Source organism: Cupriavidus sp. MEYA8 (assembly GCF_059278825.1).
This window is the reverse complement of the sequence record NZ_CM181221.1, coordinates 917,841-930,200: the sequence shown is the minus strand read 5'-3', so window position 1 is coordinate 930,200 and position 12,360 is coordinate 917,841. Positions and strand designations below refer to the sequence as shown.

10 protein-coding genes are annotated in these 12,360 nt (G+C 66.9%); 4 read left to right on the top strand and 6 right to left on the bottom strand.

From position 1 onward, the window contains the following. Window positions 1-38: 38 nt before the first annotated feature. Window positions 39-1,031 (top strand): Bug family tripartite tricarboxylate transporter substrate binding protein, encoded by a 993-nt coding sequence (locus AC5WJ1_RS04310; protein ID WP_135704833.1) that lies wholly within the window; start codon window positions 39-41, stop codon window positions 1,029-1,031. A 654-nt stretch (window positions 1,032-1,685) separates the two neighbouring features. Here AC5WJ1_RS04310 and ppk2 read toward each other — a convergent pair. Continuing rightward, entirely contained in the window at window positions 1,686-2,603 is a 918-nt protein-coding gene (ppk2, locus tag AC5WJ1_RS04305; protein WP_135704832.1) for a polyphosphate kinase 2, read from the bottom strand. A gap of 79 nt (window positions 2,604-2,682) precedes the next feature. Then, window positions 2,683-4,071 (bottom strand): FAD-binding oxidoreductase, encoded by a 1,389-nt coding sequence (locus AC5WJ1_RS04300; protein ID WP_494476376.1) that lies wholly within the window; start codon window positions 4,069-4,071, stop codon window positions 2,683-2,685. A 231-nt stretch (window positions 4,072-4,302) separates the two neighbouring features. Between AC5WJ1_RS04300 and AC5WJ1_RS04295 the strand changes: the two genes are divergently transcribed. Then, on the top strand, window positions 4,303-5,415 hold the full coding sequence (locus AC5WJ1_RS04295) for a CapA family protein (protein ID WP_133094100.1): 1,113 nt from the start codon (window positions 4,303-4,305) through the stop codon (window positions 5,413-5,415). 85 nt (window positions 5,416-5,500) lie between these two features. Here the strand turns inward: AC5WJ1_RS04295 and AC5WJ1_RS04290 are convergent, their stop codons facing one another. Together AC5WJ1_RS04290 and AC5WJ1_RS04285 are read right to left on the bottom strand one after the other, a co-directional pair. Then, a complete protein-coding gene (locus AC5WJ1_RS04290) occupies window positions 5,501-5,830 on the bottom strand; it encodes a hypothetical protein (RefSeq protein WP_133094099.1) in 330 nt (109 codons plus the stop codon). Between the two features lie 126 nt (window positions 5,831-5,956). Beyond that, the gene (locus AC5WJ1_RS04285) at window positions 5,957-7,570 is read right to left on the bottom strand and encodes a flagellar assembly protein A (RefSeq protein WP_195428188.1); all 1,614 of its coding nucleotides are present in this window, start codon (window positions 7,568-7,570) and stop codon (window positions 5,957-5,959) included. 264 nt (window positions 7,571-7,834) lie between these two features. On the opposite strand from AC5WJ1_RS04285, the gene AC5WJ1_RS04280 reads away from it, so the two are divergent. Next, window positions 7,835-8,692: a class I SAM-dependent methyltransferase gene (locus AC5WJ1_RS04280; RefSeq protein WP_133094097.1), complete on the top strand. Its 858-nt coding sequence runs from the start codon at window positions 7,835-7,837 to the stop codon at window positions 8,690-8,692. Window position 8,693: 1 nt separating this feature from the next. Here the strand turns inward: AC5WJ1_RS04280 and AC5WJ1_RS04275 are convergent, their stop codons facing one another. After that, window positions 8,694-9,311, bottom strand: coding sequence for a DUF1415 domain-containing protein (locus AC5WJ1_RS04275; protein ID WP_135704829.1), 618 nt, complete (start codon window positions 9,309-9,311; stop codon window positions 8,694-8,696). A gap of 89 nt (window positions 9,312-9,400) precedes the next feature. On the opposite strand from AC5WJ1_RS04275, the gene AC5WJ1_RS04270 reads away from it, so the two are divergent. Continuing rightward, complete coding sequence (locus tag AC5WJ1_RS04270; protein WP_135704828.1) at window positions 9,401-10,675, top strand: TIGR03862 family flavoprotein; 1,275 nt, start codon at window positions 9,401-9,403, stop codon at window positions 10,673-10,675. On the opposite strand, the gene AC5WJ1_RS04265 is transcribed toward AC5WJ1_RS04270, so the two are convergent. Then, window positions 10,672-12,297, bottom strand: coding sequence for an NAD(P)/FAD-dependent oxidoreductase (locus AC5WJ1_RS04265; RefSeq protein WP_195428190.1), 1,626 nt, complete (start codon window positions 12,295-12,297; stop codon window positions 10,672-10,674). The genes AC5WJ1_RS04270 and AC5WJ1_RS04265 overlap by 4 nt on opposite strands. Window positions 12,298-12,360: the final 63 nt, after the last annotated feature.

Here is a 12,360-nt window from a genome sequence, read left to right as displayed (position 1 = left end):
GTCAATCCATCAGATCCCGAGATGCGGGAGGAGACAAGATGATCCAGCGATTTCCCCGGCGGCGCATGCTCGCCCTGCTGTCCGGACTGGCCGCTGCTTCCGCGGCCCCGCAATGGGTGTGGGCAGCGGGCCTCAACGAGTATCCGGACAAGCCGATCCGTGTCGTGGTGCCGTTCCCTGCAGGCAGTGGCACGGACAACATCGCGCGCTACATCGCGCGGATTATCACTGACCAGACCGGACAGTCCGTCGTCGTGGAAAACCGCCCCGGTGCCAACGGCTTCATCGCGGCAACGGCGGTCGCGACTGCGCCCGGCGATGGCTACACGATGCTCATCACGACAAATACCACCCACGCGGCCAATGCGTCCCTGTTCAAAAAGCTGCCCTATGATCCCATCAAGGACTACGCGCCGGTGTCGTTGATCGCAAGAAGCGGATTGGTCCTGGTGGTGCCATCCGACAGCCCGGTGCAGAAGGTCTCAGAACTGACCACGCTGGCGAAAAGCCGGCAAGGCAAGTTGACCTTCGCCAGCGGCAGTTCCTCCACCCGGGTCGCCAGTGAGCTCTACAAGATGATGAGCGGCGCACCGGCACTGCATGTGCCCTACAAGGGCGTGCCGCAGGGCCTGACCGACTTGATGGGCCACCAGGTCGACTTTATGATTTCCGACATCAATCCGGCCCTGCCCCTGATCCAGAACGGCAAGCTGCGCGCAGTCGCCGTGACCACGTCCAGGCGCCATCCCCTGCTCGCCAATGTTCCGACCATGGCGGAAAGCGGCCTGGCAGGGTATGAGATGACGGCCTGGGTTGCTGCCTTCTTTCCTGCCACCACGCCGAAACCCGTCGTCGCGCGCATGAGCCAGCTGATTCGGCATGGGCTGACGAGCCCGGCGGCTACCGAACACTTCAGCCGGACAGGAGGCCAACCCTTCCCATCGACGCCAGAAGAACTGGCAGCGTTCGTGCGCAGCGAGACCGTCAAATGGTCTGAGGCAATCAAAGCCGCCGGCATTCAGCCGGAATGACCTGCGCCGCCGTCGGAGGCCGGGAATACTCGGCCGGCCCCCTGGCGGTAGTCAGAACATCCGGATCAGTCGGATCTGGGTGAACTTTCCGTGCTTGGCATTGCGCGACGGCGCCACGAATAGGATTTAACTCGTTGATTTTTAAGGAGTATGACAACGGAAATCGCCTCTCTTCGGCACCAAAAAGAATTCAGGGCATCGCCCACGCAAACCCGGACAGCCCTCACGCTCTCCGGGTTTTTTGTTGCCTGATCTCCGAAGCGCGGCCCAGGCCAGCGCAAGCGGATCTTCTTCCGTCTCGATAAGCTCCCATCCTCGCGGCATCTAGCGCATGGCGTCTGCCCACGGCGCGCATGATGCCACCGCAGACGCGTCGGCCATGGCGTTCCGGCAAACGGGGAGAGGCAGGCTACCGCCCCAACCGCCGCGCCCACCAATACCGGAACGGATGGTCGAAGTCGGGATAGAGCACCGGCTGGCTGAAGCAGCCAGCGTGCTTCATCAGGAGGTAGGCGACAAGCATGGTCGCCCAAAAAGCAAACAGGTCCACGATGCACGGCCACCCTTGTTTGCCAGGTGGCCGTTTTCATTATAGGGAGCGCTGCCGCTGCGGGGCCGATACCGCACTCCGCACTTACCCTAACGCCAGGTGCGTCAGTACACTTCCGGCACGAACATCTCTTGCGGCACCGGATGCCGCACATAGTCCTCATGCCGCTCGCGCGCCGGCAGCACGATCGTGGGTGCGTCCACGTCCTGGTAAGGCACCAGGCTGAGCAGGTGGTGGATGCAGTTCAGCCGTGCGCGCTTCTTGTCGTCGGCCTGCACCACCCACCACGGCGCCTCGGGGATGTGGGTGCGCTCGAGCATGATCTCCTTGGCCTTGGTGTAGTCCTCCCAGCGCCGCTGCGATTCCAGGTCCATCGGGCTGAGCTTCCATTGCTTGAGCGGATCGTGGATACGGCTGAGGAAGCGCAGGCGCTGTTCGTCGTGCGTGATCGAGAACCAGTACTTGACGACCTGGATGCCGGAGCGCACCAGCATCTTCTCGAACTCTGGCACCGAGCGGAAGAATTCTTCGTACTGCTCGTCGTTGCAGAACCCCATCACGCGCTCGACGCCGGCGCGGTTGTACCAGCTGCGGTCGAACAGCACGATCTCGCCTGCCGCGGGCAGTTGCGCCGCGTAGCGCTGGAAGTACCACTGGGTGCGTTCGCGGTCGTTGGGCGCGGGCAGCGCGGCCACGCGGCATACGCGCGGGTTCAGCCGCTGCGTGATGCGCTTGATCACGCCGCCCTTGCCGGCGGCGTCACGCCCTTCGAACAGGATCACCAGCTTGTGGCCGGTGGCCGCGACCCAGCTCTGCAGCCTGACCAGCTCGCCCTGCAGGCGGAACAGCTCGCGGAAATAGTGGCGGCGGCTGTCCTGCTCGGCCCCTTCGGGCAGATGTACCGGGTCGCCGAAGGCTTCGCTGGCTTCGCGGTCGTCCAGCTCCAGTTCGATCTCTTCGTCGTAGTAGTCGGCCACTTCATTGTGGATGCGCCGTACCAGCTCTGCCTCGCCCGGTCTCATCTGCTCCTCCTGTCGGATACATCGCGGTCGCGCCGATGCTGGCACGCCAGTGTTGCAGCCGCGTGAACGCCTGCGCGCGCTATGCCGCCGGGTTGATGTTGTGGTTGTGGCGGAACAGGTTGCCCGGGTCGTAGCGGCGCTTGACCTCGACCAGCCGTGCGAAGTTGGGACCGTAGGCGGCGCCGATGCGGTCGGTTTCTTCCTGCGTCAGGAAATTGACGTAGACGCTGCCCAGCGCGAACGGCGCCGCGGCGCGGAATACTTCGCGGGCCCAGCCGATGCACGCGTCGTCCTCGGCCGGCGTGTCCCAGCGCCCGTGCAGGTTCATGATGAACTGCGCGTCGCGGTTGGCATAGGCGGTGGCGTCCGGCGCCACGCGGTTGGTCTGGCCGCCCATCGCGCCGACGAACACCTCGCATTGCGGCGACGGCAGCTTGCCGATCTGCTCGACCAGCATCGCGATCAGGCCGTCGTCGAGCCCGGCGAAGTTGTGCGATTTCCAGTAGTTGCGCGCTCCCGGCGTCAGCAAGGGATCGAAGGCCTGCTGCCATGCCGTGAACGGCATCGGTCCGACATGCTCGCCATAAGGCGTGCCCAGTTTGCGCAGCGGCTCGACCAGCGCGGCGCCATGCTCCGGCGGGCCGATATAGCAGATCGCCAGCGCCATGATCGGCTTGCCATGCGCCTCCGGTGGCAGGAACGGCAGCGGTGGGGCCTGGCGCAACACCGCCCATACCGTCAATTCATCCGGCATCGACTTGAACTGCTCGCGAAAGGCCGGCAGCACGGTGGGACCCTGCTCGAGGGGGTAGATGATCAGGCCGCCATAGACCTCGGGGCCGACGGGGTGCAGCCGGAACTCGAACATTGTGACCACGCCGAAATTGCCGCCGCCGCCGCGCAGTGCCCAGAACAGGTCGGGGTGCTCGTCGGCGCTGGCGCGCAGCAGCTTGCCGTCGGCAGTGACCACCTGCGCCGAGACCAGGTTGTCGACGGTGGTGCCGAACTTGCGGCTGAGCCAGCCGAAGCCGCCGCCAAGGGTCAGACCCGCGACGCCGGTGGTCGAGTTGATGCCCAGCGGCGTGGCCAGCCCGAAGGCCTGCGCCTCATGGTCGAAGTCGCGCAGCGTGGCGCCGGGCTCTACCCAGGCACGCTGTGCCCGCGGGTCAATGCGCACCGAGCGCATCGCCGTCAGGTCGAGCACCATGCCGCCGTCGCAGATCGCCAGCCCGCCGATATTGTGGCCGCCGCCGCGTATTGCCAGCAGCACACCGTGCTCGCGCGCAAAGTTGACCGCGGCGATCACGTCGGCGACGCCGGCGGCCTGCACGATCAGTTGCGGCCGGCGGTCGATCATTGCGTTCCAGATGCGGCGGGCATCATCGTAGGCGGCGTCGGCGGGCTGCAGCAGCCGTCCGCGCATTTGCGCCTTTAGTGATTCGATATGTTCTTGCGATAACTGGCCCATGATCAGCCTCCCGATGCGGGTTTGGAAACATCGGACGACGCGCGGCTGCCGGGGTGCAGGAAGATGGCCACGAGGACCGATGACTTCACCATTTAAGGCAGGCCCCCGGCGAATGTAAACGCGGCGTGCAGCGCGCCCCGCTCAAGTGCCGCAACGCGATCATGGCGCCGTGCCCGCCTATCATGGAAGCAACGCCGGCACGGTGCAAACGGGCGCCGGCCGGCTGCGCAAATGGACACAACCAGCCACCCTCCCCTGTTCCTGTGCGGCGATGTGATGACCGGGCGCGGCATCGACCAGATCCTGGCGCATCCCAGCCAGCCGCTGCTCCACGAGTCGTATGTGCATTCGGCGCTCGACTATGTGCGCCTGGCCGAGCGCAAGGCGGGCCCGATCGCTCATCCGGTGGCGCCCGCGTATCCGTGGGGCGATGCGCTTGCCGAACTCGACAGTCGCGGCGCATGGCCGCGCATTGCCAACCTGGAGACGGCGATCACCACCAGCGACGACGCATGGCCCGGCAAGGCCGTGCATTACCGCATGCATCCGGACAATGTCGATTGCCTGCAGGCGGCAGGCATCGACTGCGTGTCACTGGCCAACAACCATGTGCTCGACTGGGGACGCGCTGGCCTGGCCGATACGCTGGCGGCGCTCGATGCCGCGCGTATCGCGCATGCCGGTGCCGGCCCCGATGAGGACAGCGCGATGCGGCCGGCGTGGCTGCCGCGGCCGGGCGGCGGGCGCGTCGCGGTATTTGCCTTCGCCATGCATAACTGCGGCACGCCCGCTGCATGGCGCGCCACCGCCGGCCACTCCGGCGTGAACCTGCTGGATGACTGGTCCGCCGCCTCGTGCGACCGCATTGCCGCGTGGATTGGCAGGGACAAGCGTGCCGGCGACCTCGTGGTGGCATCGATCCACTGGGGTGGCAACTGGGGCTACGACATCGACCCGGCGCAACGCGCCTTCGCGCACGGGCTGGTGGAGCGGGCCGGCGTGGATATCGTGCATGGGCATTCCTCGCACCATCCGCTCGGCATCGAGCTGCATGCCGGCAAGCCCATCCTTTATGGCTGCGGCGACTTCATCAACGACTACGAGGGCATCGGCGGCTACGACGACTACCGGCCGGACCTGGCGCTGATGGTATTCGTCCGCTTCGATGCGGCAGGCAACGCAGACCTGCGGCTGGTTCCGCTGCGGCGCAGCCATTTCCGGCTCGAATATGCGGGCGAAGTCGACATCGCCTGGCTGCTGGCGATGTTCGCCTATGAAGGACGCACGCTCGGCACGCGGGTCGAGCGCAGCGGGCTGCACGAACTGCGCCTGTCGGCGGCATGAGATCGCACCATGAGGCCGGCGCCATGAAAAAGCCCGCCGGCACGGCGGGCTCTTGCGGCACGTACCGCCAGGCTGCGGTGCGGCGCTAGTGGCGGTGAATCATATGGTCGAACCATGTGCGTACCGACTGCTCCTGCTGCTGCAGCAGCGTCGGATTCTTTTCGCGCATGATCCAGATGGCAAAGGCGGCACAGGCCACCAGGGCGATCAGCGCCAGTGCCGTGATCAGTGCGGCAGTCATAGCAACCTCCTGTAGAAGACTGGTTGCACCTTCAGTGTAGGTCGGATCGCGCGCGATGCAGGGGACGTGCAAAAGCAGGAAGGCCAGCCGCATTGGCTGGCCTTCCGGTATCTCAAGTGCCACGTGAGTCGGTTCCGTGTAACGCTTCCACAGTTTGCTGGTCCGCTTCTGCATTCACTGCCCGAGACTAGCTCTCTCGCCCATCCTGCGGCACCCCAGGACATACCTGCAGGATAGTACAAATTCGGGCGCGGGGAAGCGCGCGCGCTGATGCGGGCACAGGTCACGCACAGGTCACGCTCACGTCACCTCAATACGGTCGTCGACGAGGCGGATCTGGCCACCGGGCTTGTCTTCCACCACCTTGAGCACGCGGCTGCCCACCTGCAGCGTGACGCCGCCATGGATGCGCCGTGCCGCGTCGATGACGGCACCGGCTGCGGGCTGCATCTGCTGGCCCAGTTCGGCCAGGCGGCCTTCCAGCTCGAACAGGTCACGCGAGAGCTTGAACAGCGTGGCACGCGCCTTCTCGCGCAGGTCGCCGACGGCCTTCTCCGGATGCCTGGCAAAGAACGCCACCAGCTGCCTGACCTTGTTCTGCTCGTCCAGCAGCCGCCGGCGGTCTGCCTCGAGCGCGGCGCGTTGCGCGTCGGCATAGGGATTCAGTCCCACCTGCACGCTGGTGGCGCTGCCGGCAGGACTGCCGAGCACCGCGGCGTGCACCGCCAGCATGGCGCGCGTGCGCCCGCCGCTGATGCTGCCCTGCACGCCGGGGCCTCCGACCACGATGCGCGCGCCCGCGGCAACATCGCTCTGGCGGATGCCGCTGTCGACGTTCACCTCGGTACCGGCCTCGACCACGGCGTTCTCGATGAAGCGGGCCTTGACCGCGCCCTTGCAGCGCACGCTGGCGCGGCTGATGCCGCCGTCGGCATGGCCGGTCTCGGACTTGCCGATGATGCCGCCCTTGACCACGACATTGCCGCCGGCGTCGATGTCGGCGGCTTCGATGGTGCCTTCGACCAGCACGTCGCCGCTGACGCGCACCGACATGCCGGTACGGATATCGCCCGCCACCCGCAGCGTGCCGTCAAATGCGACGTTGCCCGAATGCAGGTCGACCGCCTCCACCTGCACCACCGGGCTGACGGCGATGCCATGCACGCCGGCTACTGGGGCGCCGGCGATCACGGCAACCAGCAGGTCGGGGTCGTCGGGATCGGCGGCGGCGCCGGTCAGGCCCTCGGCAAAGGGCGGATCGTCCATCGGATCGGCGGCAATGGGCTTGCCGAACACGTCGACGCCATCATGGCCGGGCACCGCCGGGATGCGGCGCATCAGCGGCATGCCGGGACTGACCAGCAGCAGGTTGCCGAGGTCGCGCAGGTCGACGCGCGAATCGTCCTCATCGGCCTGCACTGGCTTGCGCGGCTGCAGCAGGTTGACGAAGCGTGCCGGCTCGCCCTGGCGCGGCGCCACGCCGGCGGCGATGGTGCGCAGCTCGCTGCGGCCTTCGGCCAGCGCGGCGTCGAGCGCCAGCGCCTGGATCGGCGCCACCACGCCGCGCTCGGCGACGGCGCGGCGGATCTCGTCCTCCGTGACCGGGCGGCCGCCTTCGGCGGGCATCAGCGTGAGCCGCGCGGCCAGGCCGTCGTCCGTGATATCGAGCTCGAACGCGCCATCGACGAGCACACCGATGGCGGCGTCGATCTCATGCTCGGCGCGCTGGCACTGCTGCAGGAACTGCGCGACCGCGCGTGCATCCAGCCTCGCGCCGGCCCAGCCGTGGCTGTCCAGGCACTGCCTCAGGCTGGCGTGATCCGGAGCCAGCCTGCCTGGCTCCGGTGTGTAGCGTGCATGCACCTGCTCACCTGGCTCGGTCAGCTCCAGGCGCAATCCCGACTCGTGCATCATGAGTCCCCTGACGTTGGTTGCGGAGCTGCATGGCGCTCGGCCACGGCGGCCTGCCCGCGCTGGCGGACAGCGCGTGCCCGGACGGCTGGCGCTCCACTTGTTATCGATCCAAGACCATCGGCAGCGGGAGTACGAAACTTGAGCGGGCAACGGCCCCCGCCGAGGAGGGGTGGGCCAGGCCATCAGCGGATGGCATCGCCGGACTTTTCGGTAAACTGTCGGCATTTCCGGGACGCGCCGCGTCCCGCAGCCTGTGCAGTCCCCATGTCAAATACCCACGAAATCCGCCCCGGCCAGTCCCTCGAGCTGCTCAAGGAACTCCATATCCTGACGCGCGACGGCAAGATGAACCAGGACAGCCGGCGCAAGCTAAAGCAGGTCTACCACCTGTTCCAGTTCATCGAGCCGCTGCTGCAGCAGGTCAAGGATGAGCGCGGCCGTGTCACGCTGGTCGACCATGGCGCCGGCAAGTCGTACCTCGGCTTCATCCTGTACGACCTGTTCTTCAAGGCCTTGAAGGACGATTCCCATATCTACGGCATCGAGACGCGCGAGGAACTGGTGAAGACCTCGCAGGCGCTGGCAGCGCGGCTGGGCTTTCCCGGGATGTCGTTCCTGAACCTGTCGGTGGCGGACTCGATCACCTCGCCACAGTTGCCGCCGACCGTCGACGTGGTCACCGCGCTGCATGCGTGCAATACCGCCACCGACGACGCCATCCGCTTCGCGCTGGCCAAGCGCGCGCAGCACATCGTGCTGGTGCCCTGTTGCCAGGCCGAAGTGGCCAGCGTGCTGCGCAAGCACAAGGGCAAGCTGCTGGCGGGCAATCCGCTGACCGAGATCTGGCGCCACCCGCTGCATACGCGCGAATTCGGCAGCCAGGTGACCAATGTGCTGCGCTGCCTGCAGCTGGAGGCGCATGGCTACCAGGTCAGCGTGACCGAGCTGGTGGGCTGGGAACACTCGATGAAGAACGAGCTGATCATCGCCCAGTACAAGGACCTGCCGCGCCGGCGCCCGGCGGAGCGGCTGCAGAACGTGCTGGAAACGCTGGGACTGGAAGAGATGAACGAGCGCTTCTTCACCGCCCCGGTTTCGGACAAGCCGGCCGAGCCAGCGTAAGTCAGTCTTTCGGGGGCGGGTTCTTGCCGGTGGCTTTGTCTTCGGCTTTGTCTTCGGCTTCGTCCTCGCCCGCCATCACGCGGCGCCAGCCCGCATGCCCCAGGCGGCGCATGGTTGCCTGGTTGCGCTCGTAGATATCCGCCGCATCCGGGAAGGCCGCCGCCGCGCGCGCGATGCTGTCCTCGCGCAGCAAGTGCAGGATCGGATACGGTGCGCGGTTGGTGTAGTTCTCGATGTCGTCAGGCTCGCTATCGGCGAACTGGTACTGCGGATGGAAGCTGGCGATCTGCAGCGTGCCTTCCAGGCCCAGGCTGCCGAGCAGGCGGTCGGCGAAGTACAGCAGGTCGTTGTAGTCGAGGAAATCGGCCACCGCGTGGGGCAGGATCAGCAGCGTGGTGTCGATCTCCGCCGGATCCGTCTCATCGAGCAGGCGCAACTCGCGCTCGAGTTCACCCAGCACATCCGGCGCTTCGGTGGCGGTGCTGACCACGTAGCGCACCTGCTCCTTCACATAAACACTCTTGGCAAATGGGCACAGGTTGAGCCCGATCACCGCGCGCTCAAGCCAGTGGCGGGTGGCGGCGATGACAGCGTCTGCGGAAGTGGCGGCGGAGGGCATGATGGGGATACCGGGCAAACCGTCATTCTAGCGCTGCCGCAGGCTCTATAATCCGCGGCGGAAACACTGCTGTCCTTGCCGAGCGCCCCATGTCCCCTGCCACGCCTCCCGCTGCCACCGCCAACCCACCAGATGTCGCCATCATCGGCGGAGGACCGGCCGGGCTGATGGCTGCCGAAGTGCTGGTGGCGCAAGGCGCCAGCGTGGCGGTCTATGACGCGATGCCGTCGGTCGGGCGCAAGTTCCTGATGGCCGGCAAGGGCGGCATGAACCTCACGCATGCCGAGCCGGAACCGGCCTTCCTCGGCCGCTATGGCGCCCGTGCCGCGCAGATCGCGCCGATGCTTGCGGACTTCGGCCCGCAGGCGCTGCGCGAGTGGGTGCACGGGCTTGGCATCGACACCTTCGTCGGCAGCTCGGGCCGCGTTTTCCCGACCGACATGAAGGCCGCGCCGATGCTGCGCGCATGGCTGCACCGGTTGCGCGAGGCCGGCGTGCAGTTCCATATGCGGCATCGCTGGCTGGGTTGGGAGGACCGGGATCAGGGAGCGCTGCACGTGCTGCGCTTCGCCACGCCGCATGGCGAAGTGCCGGTGCCCGCGCGTGCCGTGGTGCTGGCGCTCGGCGGCGCAAGCTGGGCGCGGCTGGGATCGGATGGTGCGTGGGTGCCGCGGCTGGCTGACCGTGGCGTCGATATCGCGCCGCTGCGGCCGGCTAACTGCGGTTTCGATGTGGCATGGAGCGAATCGTTTGCCGACCGTTTCGCCGGCACGCCGGTCAAGCCGGTGGCGATCGCACTGACCGATCGCGATGGCAACGCGCACTATCGCCAGGGCGAGTTCGTCATCAGCGCTACGGGCATCGAAGGCAGCCTGGTCTATGCGTTATCGGCGCCGATGCGCGACCGGCTCGAAGCCGATGGCAGCGCGGTGATCCACCTCGACCTGCTGCCCTCGCACACCGCGGAACAGGTCGGCAACGAAGTGAACCATCCGCGCGGCTCGCGTTCGCTGTCGAGCCACCTGCAGAGCCGGCTCGGCATCACCGGCGTCAAGGCCGGGCTGCTGCGCGAATGCCTGACGAAAGATGCGATGCAGGATCCCGGCACGCTGGCCGTATCGCTCAAGGCGCTGCCGTTGCGCCTGCTGCGCCCGCGTCCGATTGACGAGGTCATCAGCAGCGCCGGCGGCGTGCGTTTCGAAGCGATGGATGAACGGCTGATGCTGCGCGCCCTGCCGGGCGTCTTCTGCGCGGGCGAAATGCTGGACTGGGAAGCGCCCACCGGCGGCTACCTGCTGACGGCATGCTTCGCCAGCGGACGCACCGCGGCGCTGGGCGCCGCGGCGTATCTGAGGCAAACCTAAGCCTGCTTGCCGCCGACGATGCTGAGCGCCACCGCCTCGGCCACCTCGATGCCATCGATCGCGGCCGAGTAGATGCCGCCGGCATAGCCAGCGCCCTCGCCCGCCGGGTACAGGCCCCTGACGTTGATGCTCTGGTAGTCGTCGTTGTTACGGCGGATGCGCAGCGGCGACGAGGTGCGCGTCTCCACGCCGGTCAGCACCGCGTCATGCAGCGCGAAGCCGGGCAGCTTCTTGTCGATCTCCGGAATGCCTTCGCGGATCGCCTCGATCACGTAGTCGGGCAATGACGTGCTCAGGTCGGTCGGCGTCACGCCCGGCTTGTACGAAGGCTCGACCGAGCCCAGCGACGTCGACGCACGGCCGGCGATAAAGTCGCCCACCAGCTGTCCCGGCGCGTTGTAGTTGCTGCCGCCAAGCTCGAACGCGCGCTCTTCCCACTTGCGCTGGAACTCGATGCCGGCCAGCGGGCCGCCCGGATAGTCTTCCGGCGTGATGCCGACCACGATGCCGGCGTTGGCATTGCGCTCGGCGCGCTTGTACTGGCTCATGCCGTTGGTCACCACGCGCCCCGGCTCCGACGCCGCCGCCACCACCGTGCCGCCCGGGCACATGCAGAAGCTGTACACCGAACGCCCGTTGCTGCAGTGGTGCACCACCTTGTAGTCGGCCGCGCCCAGCAGCTTGTTGCCGGCGAACTTGCCGAAGCGGCTGCGGTTGATCAGGCCCTGCGGATGCTCGATGCGGAAGCCCAGCGAGAACGGCTTGGCCTCCATGAACACGCCGCGGTCGTGCAGCATCTGGAAGGTATCGCGCGCGCTGTGGCCGACCGCCATGATGACGTGGTCGGCTTCCAGGTACTCGCCATTCGACAGCTTCAGGCCGCGCACCTTGCCGCCGTCGATGTCGATATCGTCGACGCGCGTTTCGAAGCGGATCTCGCCGCCCAGCTCGATGATCTCGGCGCGCATCTTCTCGACCATGCTGACCAGGCGGAAAGTGCCGATATGCGGGCGCGCCTTGTACAGGATGTCTTCCGGCGCGCCGGCGCGCACGAACTCGTTCAGCACCTTGCGCCCGTAGTGCTTCGGGTCCTTGATCTGGCTGTACAGCTTGCCGTCCGAGAACGTGCCCGCGCCGCCTTCGCCGAACTGCACGTTCGACTCCGGGTTGAGCACGCTCTTGCGCCACAGGCCGAACGTGTCCTTGGTGCGCTCGCGCACTTCCTTGCCGCGCTCCAGCACGATCGGGCGGAAGCCGGATTGCGCCAGGATCAGGCCGGCGAGCAGCCCGCACGGGCCCATGCCGATCACCACCGGCCGCAGCGCGGGCCCGCCCTGCGGGGCGCGCGCGACGAAGTGGTACTCCATATCGGGCGTCACGCTCCAGTTGGGCTTGCCGGCCATGCGCTTGCGCGCCGCGGCTTCGTCGCTGACTTCGAGATCGATGATGTAGGTCAGCTTGATGTCGGAGCGCTTGCGCGCATCGTGGGCGCGGCGGAATACGGTATAGCCGATCAGGCCGTCTCCCTTGACACCGATCTGCGCGGCGCTGGTACGCACGGCGGCGTCCAGGTCGGCTTCGGCATGGTCGAGCGGGAGTTTGACTTCACTTAGACGTAGCATGGGGAACCCGGGAACTGCGGCCGGGGGGGTTGGGCACACCAATGTGCCAGGTCCGGCCGGAGC